This window comes from Pseudonocardia xinjiangensis, from assembly GCF_050948425.1.
Classification (GTDB): domain Bacteria; phylum Actinomycetota; class Actinomycetes; order Mycobacteriales; family Pseudonocardiaceae; genus Pseudonocardia; species Pseudonocardia xinjiangensis.
Window position 1 is genome coordinate 5,633,984 of record NZ_CP192009.1, and the last position, 15,707, is coordinate 5,649,690.

14 protein-coding genes are annotated in these 15,707 nt (G+C 72.8%); 3 read left to right on the forward strand and 11 right to left on the reverse strand.

Going from position 1 to position 15,707, the window contains the following annotated elements:
- Window position 1 precedes the first annotated feature (1 nt).
- The 5 genes from ACQPZA_RS26460 to ACQPZA_RS26480 all read right to left on the reverse strand — a co-directional run bounded on the left by ACQPZA_RS26460 (window position 2) and on the right by ACQPZA_RS26480 (window position 6,328).
- Window positions 2-1,129: an aromatic ring-hydroxylating oxygenase subunit alpha gene (locus tag ACQPZA_RS26460; RefSeq protein ID WP_433274787.1), complete on the reverse strand. Its 1,128-nt coding sequence runs from the start codon at window positions 1,127-1,129 to the stop codon at window positions 2-4.
- On the reverse strand, window positions 1,126-2,256 hold the full coding sequence (solA, locus tag ACQPZA_RS26465; protein WP_433274789.1) for an N-methyl-L-tryptophan oxidase: 1,131 nt from the start codon (window positions 2,254-2,256) through the stop codon (window positions 1,126-1,128). Before solA ends, ACQPZA_RS26460 begins: the two co-directional genes overlap by 4 nt.
- A complete protein-coding gene (locus tag ACQPZA_RS26470) occupies window positions 2,253-4,664 on the reverse strand; it encodes a GcvT family protein (RefSeq protein WP_433274791.1) in 2,412 nt (803 codons plus the stop codon). Before ACQPZA_RS26470 ends, solA begins: the two co-directional genes overlap by 4 nt.
- A complete protein-coding gene (locus tag ACQPZA_RS26475) occupies window positions 4,661-4,990 on the reverse strand; it encodes a bifunctional 3-phenylpropionate/cinnamic acid dioxygenase ferredoxin subunit (protein ID WP_433274793.1) in 330 nt (109 codons plus the stop codon). The genes ACQPZA_RS26470 and ACQPZA_RS26475 overlap by 4 nt, the downstream gene beginning before the upstream one ends.
- A 135-nt stretch (window positions 4,991-5,125) precedes the next feature.
- Window positions 5,126-6,328: an MFS transporter gene (locus ACQPZA_RS26480; RefSeq protein ID WP_433274795.1), complete on the reverse strand. Its 1,203-nt coding sequence runs from the start codon at window positions 6,326-6,328 to the stop codon at window positions 5,126-5,128.
- Window positions 6,329-6,425: 97 nt separating this feature from the next.
- On the opposite strand from ACQPZA_RS26480, the gene ACQPZA_RS26485 reads away from it, so the two are divergent.
- Window positions 6,426-7,478: a LacI family DNA-binding transcriptional regulator gene (locus ACQPZA_RS26485; protein WP_433274797.1), complete on the forward strand. Its 1,053-nt coding sequence runs from the start codon at window positions 6,426-6,428 to the stop codon at window positions 7,476-7,478.
- A 43-nt stretch (window positions 7,479-7,521) separates the two neighbouring features.
- Here the strand turns inward: ACQPZA_RS26485 and ACQPZA_RS26490 are convergent, their stop codons facing one another.
- Complete coding sequence (locus ACQPZA_RS26490; protein ID WP_433274799.1) at window positions 7,522-7,935, reverse strand: MarR family winged helix-turn-helix transcriptional regulator; 414 nt, start codon at window positions 7,933-7,935, stop codon at window positions 7,522-7,524.
- Between the two features lie 74 nt (window positions 7,936-8,009).
- Here ACQPZA_RS26490 and ACQPZA_RS26495 point away from each other — a divergent pair, with 74 nt between their 5' ends.
- A complete protein-coding gene (locus ACQPZA_RS26495) occupies window positions 8,010-8,870 on the forward strand; it encodes an LLM class flavin-dependent oxidoreductase (protein ID WP_433274801.1) in 861 nt (286 codons plus the stop codon).
- A 29-nt stretch (window positions 8,871-8,899) separates the two neighbouring features.
- Here the strand turns inward: ACQPZA_RS26495 and ACQPZA_RS26500 are convergent, their stop codons facing one another.
- Entirely contained in the window at window positions 8,900-9,751 is an 852-nt protein-coding gene (locus ACQPZA_RS26500; protein WP_433274803.1) for an oxygenase MpaB family protein, read from the reverse strand.
- Window positions 9,752-9,823: 72 nt separating this feature from the next.
- Here ACQPZA_RS26500 and ACQPZA_RS26505 point away from each other — a divergent pair, with 72 nt between their 5' ends.
- On the forward strand, window positions 9,824-10,459 hold the full coding sequence (locus tag ACQPZA_RS26505) for a TetR/AcrR family transcriptional regulator (RefSeq protein ID WP_433274805.1): 636 nt from the start codon (window positions 9,824-9,826) through the stop codon (window positions 10,457-10,459).
- A 238-nt stretch (window positions 10,460-10,697) separates the two neighbouring features.
- Here the strand turns inward: ACQPZA_RS26505 and fahA are convergent, their stop codons facing one another.
- The 4 genes from fahA to ACQPZA_RS26525 are packed head-to-tail and all read right to left on the reverse strand — an operon-like array spanning window position 10,698 to window position 15,637.
- The gene (gene fahA, locus ACQPZA_RS26510; RefSeq protein ID WP_433274807.1) at window positions 10,698-11,924 is read right to left on the reverse strand and encodes a fumarylacetoacetase; all 1,227 of its coding nucleotides are present in this window, start codon (window positions 11,922-11,924) and stop codon (window positions 10,698-10,700) included.
- The gene (locus ACQPZA_RS26515) at window positions 11,891-13,099 is read right to left on the reverse strand and encodes a homogentisate 1,2-dioxygenase (RefSeq protein WP_433274809.1); all 1,209 of its coding nucleotides are present in this window, start codon (window positions 13,097-13,099) and stop codon (window positions 11,891-11,893) included. Before ACQPZA_RS26515 ends, fahA begins: the two co-directional genes overlap by 34 nt.
- Complete coding sequence (locus ACQPZA_RS26520; protein ID WP_433274811.1) at window positions 13,074-14,678, reverse strand: FAD-dependent monooxygenase; 1,605 nt, start codon at window positions 14,676-14,678, stop codon at window positions 13,074-13,076. The genes ACQPZA_RS26515 and ACQPZA_RS26520 overlap by 26 nt, the downstream gene beginning before the upstream one ends.
- Window positions 14,675-15,637, reverse strand: coding sequence for an MBL fold metallo-hydrolase (locus ACQPZA_RS26525; RefSeq protein ID WP_169400187.1), 963 nt, complete (start codon window positions 15,635-15,637; stop codon window positions 14,675-14,677). Before ACQPZA_RS26525 ends, ACQPZA_RS26520 begins: the two co-directional genes overlap by 4 nt.
- Window positions 15,638-15,707 lie beyond the last annotated feature (70 nt).

The window sequence follows — 15,707 nt, forward strand, 5'->3', positions numbered from 1 at the left end:
TTCACGCCAGCTGCGCGGCCACCCAGGCGTGGAACTGCCCGATGTGGTGCTCACTGGGGACGAGCACGCCGCCGTCGCGGTAGGCGCGGCTGCTCATCCCCGGCTGCGTGCGCTCGCAGGCGGCGAAGTCCTGGGCGTTGACGCGGTGGAACAGCTCCACCGACGGGCCGAGGTCACGCCCCGCCGCCACGACGTCCGGGGCGAAGAGCCAGTCGCACTCCACGACCGTGCGGTCGGCGGCCAGCGGGGTCATGCGGTGCACGATCACGTGGTCGGGCACCAGGTTGACGAAGACCTGCGGCTTGATCGTGATCGCGTAGTAGCGGCGGTCCTGGTCGGCGGTGACGCCCGGGAGCCGCTCGACGCCCGCGCTCCCGTCGACCGTGAAGCCGTCGATCTGCGTCCCGAACTCCGCGCCGTGCCCCACGTAGTACTGCGCCGCGTAGCCGTCGGCGAACTCGGGCAGTACCTCGGTGAGCTCGGGGTGGATCGTGGCGCAGTGGTAGCACTCCATGAAGTTCTCGACGATCAGCTTCCAGTTCGCCGCCACGTCGTAGGTGATCCGCCGGCCCAGCGCGAGGCGCTCGACGCCGTAGCTGTCGATCGCGGTGACGTCCCCGAGGCGCGTCACGACCTCACCGAGCACCTCGGCCTCGAACGAGGGCGGCTCGGGGGCGAGGCAGATCCACACGTAGCCCAGCCACTCCCGCAGGTGCACGGCCAGCAGCCCGTACTCGTCCCGGCCGACGTCGGGCATCGACGTCAGGTTCGGCGCGGCGACGAGCCTGCCGGCGAGGTCGTAGGTCCACGCGTGGTACGGGCACTGGAGGTTGCGCCGCAGCTGCCCCGACTCCTCGGTGCACAGGCGGGCACCGCGGTGGCGGCACACGTTGAGGAACCCGCGCACCGTGCCGTCGCGGCCGCGGACGAGCACCACGCTCTCCCGGCCCACGGTCACCGTGCGGAACGCGCCGGGCGCGGCGAGGTCGGCGGCGAGCGCGACGCACGTCCAGCGACGTTCGAAGATCTTCTCCTGCTCGGCGCCGAACACGGCGGGATCGGTGTAGGCGGAGCCTGGGAGGGTGCGGATCAGGGACGGCCGGTCCAGGTTGGTCTGCACGGCGGTCATGCGAACCTCCTCGGGTCGAAAAGGGAGATCGGGTGCGCCGTTGCCCCGCTGGTGGCCAGGTCGGCGAGGATCTCCCCCACGACCGGCACGAACTTGAACCCGTGGCCCGAGAACCCGCAGGCCACGGTGACGGCTGCATGCTCGGGGTGGGTGGCGATCACGAAGTGCTCGTCGGGGGTGGTGGTGTACATGCACGGCACCGTCTTCACGACCGGCCCCACCAGCCCGGGCAGGGTGTCGGCGACCCGGGTGCGCATCTCCTCCACCTCGGCGTCGGTGACCACGCGGTCGAGCGCGTCCGGGTCGGTGTCCCGGCCGCGGCGGAAGAACGCGACCTTCACCCCGCCGCCCGGGCCGTCCATGGCGGGGAAGCCGTAGATCTGCGCTCCCCCGGCTTGTTCGGCCACGTAGACGGGGTTGCCGGTGAACGGCTCGACGCCGGCGGGCGGGTCGAACCAGTACTGCACCTGACGTTCCACGCGCAGTGGGAGCCCGAGCCCGGTGAGCAGGGTCGGCGCCCACGCTCCCGGTGAGATCACGAGCCGTTCCGCGGTGTGCTCGCCCTCGGCGGTGCGGACGCGCACGCCCCCGCCCGTCGCGTCCCACGAGAGCACCTGCTGGCCGAACCGCAGGTCGGCGCCGTCCCGCGCGGCGAGGTCCAGGTGCGCCGCCACGGCCGCCTCGGGGCGGACGAACCCGGCCCGCTCCTCGAACAGCGCCATCTCGTCGGCGGCCGGGGCGAACGTCGGGAAGCGGTCGCGGACGGCGTCGGGCGACAGCACCTCGTGCGGCAGGTCCCACTCCTGGGCCGCGCGCAGGCTGCCGGCGAAGGTCGTGCTGTCCGGCGGTCCCAGGTAGAGGCCGCCCGTGAGGGTGAGCAGGTCGGCGTCGGCCTCCTTCTCGGCCTCCGCCCACAGCTCGTAGGCCCGCAGCAGCAACGGGACGTAGGCCGGGTCCTCGAAGTACGACTGCCGGATGATCCGGGAGCCCCCGTGGCTGGACCCCTGGTCGTGGGCCGGGGTGAACCGCTCGAGTCCGAGCACCCGCACCCCCCGCGCCGCGAGGTGCCGGACCGCGGCCGAGCCCATCCCGCCCAGCCCGACCACGATCACGTCGTGGGCGGTCATGCCTTGATCCGTTTCATCTCGGGGTCGAAGAGGGGCTCGGCGGCCACCACCGCCGGCAGTCGCTCGCCGAAGTACTCCACCTGCACCGGGGTGCCGGGCTCCGCGGCCGACGCAGGCAGCCACGCGTAGGCGATGCTCGCGTCGATCGTGTAGCCGTAGGCCGCGCTGGTGACGTACCCGGCGGGCGCACCGGCATGCCACACCGGCTCCTTGCCCATGACGACGTCGGCCGGGTCGTCGAGGAGCAGCGGGACGAGCCGCCGCGCCGGATTCTCCCGCCCGGCGATCGCCGCACTGCCGACGTAGGAGCCGGGACGCACCGCGAAGCCCAGCCCGGCCTCGTACGGGTCGTGCTCGGTGGTCATGTCGGTGCCGGAGCTGCGGTAGCCCTTCTCCAGCCGCAGAGAGTTGAAGGCGCTGCGCCCCGCGGCGATCACGCCGTGGCGCTGCCCGGCGTCCCACAGCACGTCCCACAGCCGCAGCCCCAGCTCGGCGCTCGCGTACAGCTCCCAGCCCAGCTCACCGACGTACGACAGCCGCATGGCCGTGACAGGCACGCTGCCCACGTGGATCCGGCGGGCCCGGAAGTAGCCGAACCCGGCGTGGGACACGTCGTCGCGGGTGACCGAGGCGAGCACGTCGCGGGCCCGCGGCCCCCACAGCCCGATGCAGCAGGTGGCGCCGGTGACGTCGCGGATGACGACGTCGTCGCCCGCCGCGCGGGTGAGCCGGTCGAGATCCAGGTTGCCGTTGGCGCCCACCTGGAACCGCTGCTCGCCCAGGCGCGCGACGGTGAGGTCGCTGCGCACGCCGCCGGAGGGTTCCAGCAGCAGGGTGTAGGTGACCGCGCCCGGCTTCTTGTCCAGGTTGTTGGTGGTGAGCCGCTGCAACAGATCCAGCGCGCCGGGGCCGGTGACCTCCAGGCGCTTGAGCGGGGTCATGTCGTACATCGCCACCCGGTCGCGCGTGACCAGTGCCTCGGCCCCCGCGATCGGCGACCAGAACCGCGACGCCCACTCCCCGCGACCCGGGATCCGTCCGACCTCGGGCAGCTCGGCGTTGGCCTCGAACCAGTGCGGTCGCTCCCAGCCCGCACCCTCCAGGAACACGGCCCCGAGCTCCACCTGGCGCGGGTGGAAGGGGCTCACCCGCAGCGGCCGCGGCTGCGCGGGCGGCTCCAGCGGATGCAGGATGTCGTAGACCTCCACGAAGTTCCGCGCGCTGCGCGTCTCCACATAGGACGGTGCGAGCTGCGCCTCCTCGAACCGGTTGAGGTCGCACTCGTGCACGTCGACGCCGGGTTCGCCGTCCACCAGCCAGCGCGCGAGCGCCTGCCCGACGCCGCAGGAGTGGGTCACCCAGACGGCCTCGGCCACCCAGAAACCGGCCAGCCCGGGGTGCTCGCCGACGAGCGGCATCCCGTCGGGGGTGAAGGAGAAGATGCCGTTGAAACCGGTGTCGATCCCGGCGTCCCGCAGCGCCGGGAGCAGCTCGCGGGCATCGGACCAGGACGGCGCGAAGTCCTCGGGGGTGAAGTCGAGGACGCTGGGCATGCCCTCCACCGGCAGGGCGTCGAGGTCGACGGGCAGCGGGCGGTGCGCGTAGGAGCCGATGCCGACGCGGTCGACGTGCTCACGGAAGTACAGGTCACGGTCCTGGTGACGCAGGATCGGCGCGCTCGCCTCGGCGAGGTCGGTGTTGCGTCCGGCCAGCGCGGCCACCGGCGTGGTCGTCACGTACTGGTGGGCCATCGGCAGCAGCGGGATCGTCAGGTCGACCAGTGCGCCCGTCTGCGGCCCCCAGAACCCGGTAGCGGAGACGACGAGATCGGCCGGCACGTCACCGTGGTCGGTGCGGACGCCGGTGACGCGGCCCCTCTCCGACAGCACGTCGAGCACCCGGTGGTTGCCGAGGACGCGCGCACCGCGGTCCGTGGCCCTGGCGAGCTGCGCGGCGACGGCCCGTGGCGCCTTGGCCAGCCCGTCGGTAGGTGTGTGGAACCCGCCCAGCACCCGGTCGGCGCCGATCAGCGGGTGCAGGGCCGCACACTCGTCCGGGTCGACGAGCCGCGACTCGATGCCCCAGCTCGTGGCCAGGCCGTGCCGGCGGCGCAGGTCGGTGAGCCGCTCCGGTGTCGTTGCGACCTCCAGGCCGCCGACGGCGTTGAAGCACCACGGCCCGTCCAGCGCGGACAGCTTCTCCACCGTGTAGCGGGCGAAGCCGGCCATGGTCTTCGACGGGTTGGTCTGGAACACCAGACCCGGAGCGTGGGACGACGACCCGCCCGGGAGCGGCAACGCGCCCCGGTCGAGCACGGTGACGTCGGTCCAGCCGCGGGCGGTGAGCTCGTCGGCGACAGCCGCACCCACCACCCCGGCCCCGATGACGACGACCCGGGGGCCGCTCACGACGCTGCTTCGAGTGCGTCTGACGGGGATAGGACGACGTAGACGGCATCGGCCTCGACGACCACCCGGTGCGTGCGGACCGGCTCGCGCGCGAGCAGGCCGTCGGGCTCACCGGTGCGCAGGTCGAAGATCGCGGCGTGCAAGGGGCATTCGACCTCGCAGCCCTCGAGCCAGCCGTCGGCGAGCGAGGCGTCCTGATGGGTACACGTGTCGTCGATGGCGTAGAGCTCGCCGTCCGTGGTGTGGAACACCGAGACCGGCGGGCTGAGTGGGAGGCGGCGGGCGCTACCGCGAGGAAGTTCGTCGAGCGCGCAGACGTGGATCATGCTGTTCTCCGGAGCGCTGTGCGGAACGTGGTGCACGACTCGCAACAGAGTTCGCCCCAGATCGGCCGCCGTCAAGCCCCGAATCGACCCGGAAAAGCGACCGTAACCTGGGCCTCGACCCAGCCCGGGTGGCAATCAGCGGTCGACGGGCTCCCCGACCGGCAACGGCTTGGTGGCCCCCGAGACGAGAAGCCCCAGCGCCAACGCCCCGAGCACGACCAACAGCCCGCGCAGGATGCCGATGTGCTCGCCCAGCAGTCCGATCAGCGGCGGTCCTGCCAGGAACGCCGTGTAGCCGATCGAGCTGACCACCGAGACGCGGGCGGCGGCTCGGGCCGGGTCGTCCGCCGCGGCGCTCATCCCGACGGGGAAGCCCAGTGATGCCCCGACCCCCCAGAGCAGGGCACCACAGAGCGCGACCGGCGTGGACCCGCCGAACACCACCAGCAGCAGGCCGAGCAGCGCGAACACCGCGGTGGCGCGCAGCACGACGACCCGCCCGAACCGTTCCAGCACCGGGACCCCCACCCAGCGCGCGGCCGTCATCGCACTGACGAAGAACCCGAACGCCACGGCTCCGAGCGCCTCGCTCGTGCCGTAGCCCTTCACCAGCGCCAGCGCGATCCAGTCGTTGGCCGAGCCCTCCGTGAACGCGAACCCGAGCACCAGCAGGCCGATCAGCAGCGTGCGCGGCTCGCGCCACGCCGCGAGCACCCCGGAACCCGCGGCCTTCTCCTCCTCGGTGGACACCGGGACGGGCAGGAAACGGCGGGTCGCGACGGTGACCACGACGGGGATCAGCAGGGCGACCACGATCAGCTGGACCTCGATCGGCACGCCCGTGGCGGCCGACGCGGCACCCACCCCGGCGCCGGCCACCGTGCCGAGGCTGAACGCCGCGTGCAACCGGGGCATGAGCGGACGACCGAGCCTGCGCTCGACGTCGGCGCCCTCGACGTTCATCGCGACGTCCCAGACCCCGACGCCCAGACCAGTGAAGACCAGCCCGATCGCCGCCGGCGCGACCACCCCGGCGAACAGGCCCACGATCAGCAGGGCCAGCCCGAGGCTGACCGTCAGCGAGCCCGCGAGCACGGCGCGAGCCGGTCCGAGCTTGTGCACGATCGGCCCGGAGAGCGGGAGCCCGGCGACGGCACCCCCGGACACGCACAGCAGCAGCAGTCCGAGCTGGCCAAGGGACAGGCCCAGCACCCCCTGGATGGACGGCGTGCGGGAGATGAACGAGGCGAACGCGAGGCCGTTCATCCCGAACGCGATGACGGCGGCCGTGCGGGCCCGGAGGATCTCGGCGGCGGGCAGAACCCCGGTCGTCGTCACATGCGCTCCTCGTCGAATCGATTCGATCGCCGTTGACGGTACGCGTCGACCCGGCCGGGCTCAACCCGTAATCGGGCGGCACCGCTACCGTTCGAGCGTGTCCACCCGCCCGACGCTCGCAGCCGTCGCGGCGCATGCCGGGGTCTCGCCCTCGACGGCGTCGCTGGCGTTCTCCGGCAGCCCGCGGGTCACGCCCAGCACGCGGGAGCGGGTGCTGTCCGCCGCGGCCGAGCTCGGCTACGCCGGACCCGACCCCCTCGCGGCCTCGCTGCGTCGCGGCCGCAGCGGGGTGGTCGGCGCGTTCGTCGGGGAGCGGTTGCTCTACGCCTTCCGCGACCCCGTGGCCATCCAGCTCCTCGACGGGATCACCGAGGTGCTCGGATCGCACGGAGTCGGGCTGCTGCTGCTCGCCGGCGACACCGGGCGCCCCTCCACCGAACAGATCGGCCGCATCCCCCTCGACGCCGCGATCTTCGCCACCTGCGGCCTCGAGGACGATCCGGCGCTCGACCAGCTCCGCTCCCGCGGGGTACCCCTCGTCGTCGTCGAGGGCCCGGTGGTGGACGGCGTCGTGCTCGTCGACATCGACGACCGGCGCGGCACCCGTGATCTCGCCCGGCATCTGCACGACCTCGGCCACCGCCGGGTCGAGATCCTCGCGATGCCGTTGCGGCTCGACGGGCGCCGCGGCTTCATCGACCCCGCCAGGCGGTCCCGCGCCCACTACCGCGACGTGCGCCACCGGCTGGAGGGTGTGGAGGACGTCTTCGGGCCGGTGCCCGCGTTCGAGACCGCCAGCAACGCCGTCGCCGAGGGCGCCGCCGCCGCACGGGTGCTGCTCGACGTGCCGGCCCACCGCCGCCCCACCGCCGTGATCGCCCAGAGCGACGTCCTCGCCGCCGGCGTGCTGCAGGCCGCGGCGGCCCTGGGGCTGCGGGTACCGGAGGACGTCAGCGTCGCGGGGTTCGACGGGGCGGACCTGTCCTGGCTGGGCGCCACCCGCCTCACCACGGTGGTGCAGCCGAGCGACGAGAAGGGCCGCGCCGCCGCCCAGGCCGCGATGGAGCTCGTCGCGGGCGGCCACCCCCCGGACCTGCTGCTGCCCGTCACGCTGCGGGTCGGCACCACGAGCGGGCCGCCGGCGTCCTGACCCCGGCGTAGCGGTGCGGGCCGCTCGCGGCCCCGCTGTCCCCTCAGTACGGTCGCAGCAGTTGGAGCGCCGACCGGAACTCGTCCGCCCGGTCCGGTCCGAGCGGGGCGAGGAACTGCGCCTCGGCCTCGGCGGCAACGGCGTCGGCCCGTTCCAGCACCGCGGTGCCCTCCGCCGTGAGCACCAGCGTGTTCTTGCGCCGGTCGGCCGGATGCCCGCGCCGCTCGACGAGACCACGCCGCTCCAGGCCGTCGACCAGCGCCACCATCGTCGTCCGGTCGATCATCAGCAGCGCGGCCGCATCCCGCTGCGACAGCGGCTCGGGTGCCGCAGCGAAGACCGACAGCACCGCGAACTCCCGACCATCGACACCGAGCGCCGCCAGCCCGGGCTCGGCGAGGTCGGACACCCGGACCTGGGCGCGCTTGAGCAGGAACACCAGTCGATCCGGCGGCACCGGGCCACTGTAGCGCCGCACACTGATCGTCAGTAATCTGATCGTCAGTATTTCGACCTATTGGAGGGTTTTGCATGACCTTCGGCCTCAAGGTGTCGCAGCAGTTCGCGACGATCGACCAACTACGCCGGGTGTGGCGCGCCGCTGACGACGGGGGCTGGGACGGCTGCTGGATCTTCGACCACCTGGCGCCCATGGGGCCGGTGCGCAGCGGCGACATCTTCGAGGCGTGGACGCTGCTGGCCGCGATGGCGGAGGCGACGCGGCGGGTCCGCATCGGCTGCATCGTCAGCGGCAACCATTACCGGCACCCCGCGCTCCTGGCAAAGATGGCAGTCACCGTGGATCACCTCTCCGGCGGACGGCTCGACGTCGGCCTCGGAGCAGGCGGCGACGACCACGTCGACCGGCGGATCGGGCTGCCGGAGCGATCGGCGCGGCAGCGGATCGCCGCCCTCGCCGAGTCGTGCCAGGTGCTCGACGCGTTCTGGTCGGACGAGGTGGCCGACGTCGAGGGCGAGCACTACCGGCTCACCGACGCGGCCGCCCTGGGCCACCCGAAACCGGTGCAGCGGCCCCGGCCGCCGGTGTGGATCGGCAGCAGCGGCGAGCGGCACGGGCTGCGGGTCGTCGCGGAGCATGCGGACGGCTGGTTCAGCGCGGCGCTGCCGGGCGCCGGGCCGCAGGAGCACGCACGGCTGTCGCGCGTGCTGGACCGGCACTGCGCCGACGTCGGCCGCGACCCGGCCGCGATCCGGCGCGCGGTGCAGTTCCCGCTACCCGCCACGGCGGAGGAGGCGGTCGCCGCGGTGGCGGAGTACCGCGCGGCCGGCTTCGCCGATGTGGTGTTCATCGTGGGTGGCGGCGGGGCCACGGCGGCCGACCGCGTGGAACGTGCGGCCGAGCTGCTCCCGCTGCTTCGGCAGCTCGACTGACGAGCCGTCCGCCGCCGTCCTGAGGGCGCTCAGCGCGGGAACGTGCCCAGCTCGCTCACGTCGTAGCCGTCGGGATAGCTGCGGATGTTCGCCGACTGCCGGACGAACCACGGCTCCTCCCGCGGCGGCATGAACCGCACGACCCGCCCGCGCAGCCAGACCATCCGCCGCGCCAGCGCCTGCTCGAACGCGGAGATCCGCGGGTAGCGCAGCGCGGCCCGCAGCCGGTCGTCCATCAGCCCGTAGGAGAACCGCCGGACCAGCCGCGCCGGTGCCCGGTTGTTGGGCGGGAACGTCCCGAGCAGCGCCAGCGTGCTGTCGGCGACCGCCCGGGCGCCCGGGTCGTAGGCGAAGTGCTCGGCCTCGTAGGCGTCGAGATGTGCGGCGAACTCCTCGTGGCCTGACGGGATGCCGGTGATGCCCATGTGCCGGCCGAGCCGGCGGTAGTAGTGGGCCGCGGCGACCTTCTCGTGCTCCGAGAGGCGGCGCCAGCCGAACTCGTCGATCCAGCGGATCGGTACCGTGACGAACGTCGAGAGCACGTAGAGCATTTCGGCGTTCGAGATGTCGTACGCGCCGTGCATCTGGTTCATCCGACGGATCCCGGCACGGCCCTCCGGGGCGGCGAACCCGTGCTCGAGGACGGCGTCGAGGATGAGGCAGGTGTCGTCGTAGCGCTTCTGCACCCGCCCGGTGAGCTCGCCGGTCGACGCCAGCAGCGCGCCGATGGTCGGCACCGCATAGGTCCGGAACAGCGCGAACGACAACGACTGGGTGTAGTCCCAAGGGAACTCGTGGCTGACGCTGATGCGGTAGATCTCGAGGTGGTCTGTCTCCGGGTCGAGCTGTTCGATCCGGCGTAGCCAGTCGTACCGCTTCATGCGTGCACCGTAGGGCTGCGTCCGCTCCGCGGAAAGGATCACGCAGACCGCCACCCACTATCCTTCGCTGGCATGTCGTCCCCCGTCGATGCGACCTCCCCCGCCGCCCCGCGCGGGCGTCGTGAGGAACGCACGGCCACGAGCCGCGCACGCATCCTGGACGCGGCGGTCGCGTGTCTCGTCGAGTCGGGGTACGCCGGCGCCACCACCCTGCAGATCCAGGCCCGTGCCGGGGTCTCACGCGGCCGGCTGCTGCACCACTTCCCCTCCCGCGAACAGCTACTCGTCGCCGCGTCCCGGCACCTGGCCACCGAACGGCTCCGGCGCAACGGCGAGCGGATCGAGAGTCTCGCCGGCGGGCTGTCGGGAGCCGAGCGGCTGGACCGCGCCATCGAGCTGATGTGGGAGACCTTCTCCGAGCCGCACTTCTGGGCCGCCGTCGAGCTGTGGACCGCGGCCCGCACCAACGCGGAGCTGCGCGCCGCTCTCCTCCCCCAGGAACGTGAGATCGGTGCCGCCATCCGCGGCGGGCTGGACCGGTTCTTCGGCACGGCGCTGACCGGGCACCCGCGCTATCCGGACGTCCGCGACCTGCTCTTCACCAGCATGCGCGGCGTCGGGCTCGCGTACGCGATGGAACACCGCGACCCCCGCACCGACCCCCACCTGGCGCTCTGGAAGCGGACGGCCCACACCCTCCTGACCTGACGACCCCGCGAGCCGCCCCTTCCCCGCCCGCGAGTCGCCCGTTTCGCGTGCGCGAGTCGCCCGTTTCGCGTGCGCGAGTCGCCCGGTTTCCGTCCCTGAGACGCCGGGAGTCCGGGGCACATCACCAGCGAGATCGGGCGACTCGCGCAGTCAGAACGGGCGACTCGCGGGTTCAGGGTGGGCGACTCGCGCGGCAGGAACGGGCGACTCGCGGGGTCGGGACGGGCGACTCGCGGGGTCAGGGGCGGGCCGGGAGGATGCGGCCGCGGACCTCGCCCAGGCCGATGCGGATCCCGCCCGTCCCCGGCGCGGTGGCCGTGATCGTGACCTCGTCACCGTCCTCGAGGAACGTGCGGGTGGCGTCGTCGAGGAGGGGGATCGGGTCGGTGCCGCCCCAGCTCAGCTCCAGCAGCGACCCCCGTTGCTCCTTCTCCGGGCCCGACACGGTGCCGCTCGCGAAGACGTCACCCGGACGCAGCGACGCACCGTTGACGGTCAGGTGCGCGAGCTGCTGCGCCGCCGTCCAGTACATCGTGGCGAACGGCGGGCGGGACACGACGTGGCCGTTGAGCGCCACCTCCAGCTCCAGGTCGAGACCGCGGTCGTCGACGTCGCGCAGGTAGGGCAGCAGCGGTGGGTCGCGGGGCGGCGGGGCGACGCGGGCCGCCTCCAGCGCGTCCAGCGGGACCACCCACGGCGAGACGGACGTGGCGAAGGACTTGCCGAGGAACGGCCCGAGCGGCGTGGACTCCCAGGCCTGGATGTCGCGGGCGGACCAGTCGTTGAGCAGGAACAGCCCGAACACGTGCTCGGCGACGTCGCCGACCGCGACCGCCTCGCCCATCCGCGTGCCCGTGCCGACGACGAACCCGACCTCGGCCTCGATGTCGAGCCGGGCGGACGGTCCGAACTCCGGGCCGTCCTCGCCGCGGCGCTGCCCGCAGGGCCGGACGATGTCGGTGCCGGACACGACGATCGTGCCCGTGCGCCCGTGGTAGCCGATGGGGAGGTGCTTCCAGTTCGGCGAGAGCGGCTCGGAGCCGGGCCGGAAGATCTGTCCGACGTTCCTCGCGTGGTGCTCGCTGGAGTAGAAGTCGACGTAGTCCCCGACCTCGACGGGCAGGTGCAGCTGCACGTCGGCGGCCGCCAGGAGGTGGGGCCGCAGCACGTCCGCCGGTCCGTGCACCCACTCGACGAGACGCTCGCGCAGCTCGGTCCACGTGCGACGACCTGCTCCCAGCAGCGGGTTGAGCACGGGCCCGGCGAGCAGCGGCACCAGCTCGGCGGCACCGTGCGAGTCCGCGAGAGGAGCGACGTCGAGCACCTGGTCGCCGATCGCGACACCGATCCGGCGGTGTGGGTCGCCCGGGGCGGAGAACACGCCGTAGGGCAGGTTCGCCGGGCCGTACAGCGTGCTGACCGGAAGCTCGATCACGAGGCCGGCCCCCGCCCCGACCAGGTCCACGCGTAGCCCGGGTCCTCGGCGGCCCGGCCGCCCTCCCCCAGCTCCATCGGTCGGAACGTGTCGACCATGACGGCGAGCTCGTCCACCTCCTGCACCCCGATGCTGCGCTCGTAGGCACCGGGCTGCGGGCCGTGGCTGTGGCCCCCGGGGTGCAGGGAGATCGAGCCCTGCCCGATCCCCGACCCCTTGCGGGCCTCGTAGCTCCCGCCGCAGTAGAACATCACCTCGTCGGAGTCCACATTGGAGTGGTAGTAGGGCACCGGGATCGACAGCGGGTGGTAGTCGACCTTGCGCGGCACGAAGTTGCAGATCACGAAGCCGTCGCCCTCGAACACCTGGTGCACCGGCGGCGGCTGGTGCACCCGGCCGGTGATCGGCTCGAAGTCGGCGACGTTGAACGTGTAGGGGTACATGCACCCGTCCCACCCGACCACGTCGAAGGGGTGGGTGGGGACGACGTAGCGGGTGCCGGTGATCCCCCGGCTGCCGCGGTGCTTGACCAGCACCTCGACGTCCGTGCCGTCGACGAGCAGCGGCTCGGCCGGACCGTGCAGGTCGCGCTCGCAGTAGGGCGCGTTCTCCAGCAGCTGACCGAAGCGCGACAGGTAGCGCTTCGGCGGGTCGATGTGGGAGTTCGCCTCGATCACGTACAGCCGCAGCGGCGCGCCGTCGCCCGGGTCGACCGGCACCCAGCGGTGGGTCGCGCCGCGGGGCAGCAGCACGTAGTCGCCGTGGCGCGCGTCGAGCGCACCGAACACCGTCTCGACGGTGGCGGCCCCCGACTCGACGTAGACGCACTCGTCCCCGACGGCGTTGCGGTAGAGCGGTGACGCCTCGCCCGCCACGACGTAGGAGATCCGGACGTCGGCGTTGCCGAGCACGAGCCGCCGCCCGGTGACGGCGTCGACGGCCTTCCAGTCCTCGCCGGGGAACAGGCCGTGCAGCTTCAGGTGGCGCGGGACCAGCGGGTGGTTCGCCGTCGTGTCGACGTTCGGCAGCTCCCACGGGGTCGCGTCGACGATCGCCGACGGGATGCCCCGGTGGTAGAGCAGGGACGAGTTCGACGAGAAGCCCTCCTCCCCCATCAGCTCCTCGTAGTAGAGGCCGCCGTCGGGCGTCCGGTGCTGCGTGTGCCGCTTGGGCGGCACCTCACCTGACCGTCGGTAGTACGCCATGCTCGCTCTCCTCCCGGTCGGTGGCGCCGGCCAGCGCACGGCGCAGCGCAGTTTCGATGGTGACCGACGTCGGCTGCTCCAGCACGGCGGCGACGTAGGCGTCCGGGCGGACGACCCAGACCTCACCCGGCCGTACGGCCAGCGCCCCGGCCAGCACACCGGTGGGGTCGCCGTCCACGAGCTCCACGACACGCACCGGCGCGCAGATGCGTTCCGCCGCCGTGCGCGCCGCCGACACGTCGGCGCCGGGGGTCAGCAGCAGCAGGAACCCCTCGCGTGCGAGCACCCGGAAGCGGAGGGAGACGTCCCACGGAGCGTCGGGCGCCAGGATTCCGGGACCGGGGTCCTGCAGGGCACCGCTCGGCGGCCGGCCACCGACCGGGCGGCTGGGGCTGCGCGTCGTCAGTGGCGAGTCGGTGTACCAGAACGGCTCCACCAGCCGCCCGGAGTTGACCAGCGCGCGGGCGGCGGGGTCGTGCCGGGCGCGCTCGAGCACGTTGCGGCGGTACGCGGCCTGCTCGGCGGTCTGGGGCACGAGGAAGTCCATCGTCGCGCTGGTCACCGCGAGGTTCTCGCGGGCGGCGGCGTGCCGCTCGTCGTGGTAGCTCTCCAGCAGCTCCGGTGGTGCCCAGCCACGGGCGACGAACGCGATCTTCCACGCGGCGTTCTCGGCGTCGGGGACCCCGGAGTTGAGCCCGCGCGCCCCGAACGGCGCCACCAGGTGCGCGGCGTCCCCGGCCAGCAGCACCCGCCCGACGCGCATCCGGTCGACGCAGCGCGCGTGGAACCGGTACACCGACTGCCACAGGATCTCGTACGGGCGGTCGCCGATCACCGCCGTGATACGCCGGTCCAGCGCCCCCGAACGCATCTCGTCGTCGAGGTCGAAGTCGGGCGGCACCTGCCAGTCGATCCGGAACGTCGAGTCCGGCGACGGGTGCATCAGCACCTGACGGCCCGGGTTCCACTCGGGGTCGAAGTGGAAGTGCCGCTCGGTGGCCTGTTCGGGCAGCTCGGTGCGGATGTCGCAGATGAGGAAGCGGTCGTCGAAGGAATGTCCCTCGAACCTGACGCCGAGCAGCGCCCGCAGCTCGTCGGACCGGGCCCCCGCGCACACGACGACGAACGACGCTTCCGCCTCCGTGCCGTCCTCGCACGTGACGGTCACGCCGTCGGCGTCCTGCCGGAGCCCGACGACCCGCTTCCCCCAGCGCACGTCGATCAGCAGCTGGGCGGCGATGTGCTCGTCGAGGATCTCCTCGGTGCGCGACTGCGAGATGTTCACGAACGGCGGGAACGGCGAGCTGCCGGCGTCGACGAAGGTGTGGTTGAACAGCTCGGTGCCGCGGTGGAACGTCCGCGAGGTGGTCCACGTGACGCCCTCGGCCGCGATCCGGGCACCGGCCCCGACGGAGTCCCAGATGTCGAGGACGTCGCGATGCTGGCAGATCGACTTCGACCCGACGAGATCACGGGCGTGGCGCTCGTCGAGCACCACCGTCGGCAGGCCCCAGCGGGCGAGCAGCAGCGCAGCGGTCTGGCCGACCGGCCCGTTCCCGATGACGACGACCGGCTTCATGACTGCAGTTGCTCCCAGACCTCGCGGTCCCGCTCCGCCGTCCAGATGATGGGGCGCTCCACACCGGACAGCTCGTCCCACAGGCGCGAGACGTCGAACGGGAGGCAGTGCTCGAAGATCGGCCAGTGCCCGTACTGGTCGACGAGCGCGGCGTGGGTGCGTTCGAACGCCTCCTTGAGGGAGCCGCCGCGCTCCTGCACGCCGCCGACCTCGCGGATCATCACCTGCAGGAAGTACCGCGTCTGGTCGATGGCCGACCCGACGGCGGCCGCGCCGCGGCTGACCCCGCCCCGGCCGCCGATGAGCGTGTCCGCGCCGATGGCCGCGACCCGGTCGAGCGTGGTGGTCGACCAGTCGCGGTGGAACGCGTCGCCCGTGTAGAGCGCCGCCTCGGCCTCCACCAGGTCGCCGGCGAACAGGATGCGGTGCCGCGGCAGCCAGGCCACGATGTCGCCCTCGGTGTGCCCGCGGCCGCAGTACTGCAGCACGAGGTCGCCGCGGTCACCGCCCAGGTCGATCGTCATGCGATCGGAGAAGGTCAGGGTGGGCCAGGTGAGGCCGGGCACCGAGTCGGCGCCCTCGGCCAGGCGCGGCATCCGGGCGAACTCGCTCGCCCAGTCCTCCTTGCCGCGCTCCGCCACCAGTGCCCGGGTGTTCTCGTGCGCGACGATCACCTCGGCGTCGAACGCGGACGCCCCGAGCACCCGCACGGCGTGGTAGTGGCTGAGCACGAGGTAGCGCACGGGCTTGTCGGTGTGCTCGCGTAGGCGGGCCAGCCACTTCTGCGCGGCGACCGGGGTGGCGAGTGCCTCGAAGCAGACGACGAAGTCCTCGCCCTCGACGGCGCCGATGTTGGGATCGCCCTCCGCCGTCAGCGCGTAGACCCCGTCGGCGAGCACCTCGAGGGTCTGCTGCTTCGCGGACAGGTCCGTGGACGATGCGAACGGCTTCGCGGCCATCGGGGCCTCCCTTTCGATCAAACCTTTGACCATTCGGACGCTACCCGGCTCCGGTCGGCACGGGAACCGT

What these genes read in the sequence shown, in the direction of transcription:
- ACQPZA_RS26460 (WP_433274787.1), bottom strand. Translation starts at nt 1,129, where the DNA reads ATGACCGCCGTGCAGACCAACCTGGACCGGCCGTCCCTGATCCGCACC.
- solA (WP_433274789.1), bottom strand. Translation starts at nt 2,256, where the DNA reads ATGACCGCCCACGACGTGATCGTGGTCGGGCTGGGCGGGATGGGCTCG.
- ACQPZA_RS26475 (WP_433274793.1), bottom strand. Translation starts at nt 4,990, where the DNA reads ATGATCCACGTCTGCGCGCTCGACGAACTTCCTCGCGGTAGCGCCCGC.
- ACQPZA_RS26495 (WP_433274801.1), top strand. Translation starts at nt 8,010, where the DNA reads ATGACCTTCGGCCTCAAGGTGTCGCAGCAGTTCGCGACGATCGACCAA.
- ACQPZA_RS26500 (WP_433274803.1), bottom strand. Translation starts at nt 9,751, where the DNA reads ATGAAGCGGTACGACTGGCTACGCCGGATCGAACAGCTCGACCCGGAG.
- ACQPZA_RS26505 (WP_433274805.1), top strand. Translation starts at nt 9,824, where the DNA reads ATGTCGTCCCCCGTCGATGCGACCTCCCCCGCCGCCCCGCGCGGGCGT.
- ACQPZA_RS26515 (WP_433274809.1), bottom strand. Translation starts at nt 13,099, where the DNA reads ATGGCGTACTACCGACGGTCAGGTGAGGTGCCGCCCAAGCGGCACACG.
- ACQPZA_RS26520 (WP_433274811.1), bottom strand. Translation starts at nt 14,678, where the DNA reads ATGAAGCCGGTCGTCGTCATCGGGAACGGGCCGGTCGGCCAGACCGCT.
- ACQPZA_RS26525 (WP_169400187.1), bottom strand. Translation starts at nt 15,637, where the DNA reads ATGGCCGCGAAGCCGTTCGCATCGTCCACGGACCTGTCCGCGAAGCAG.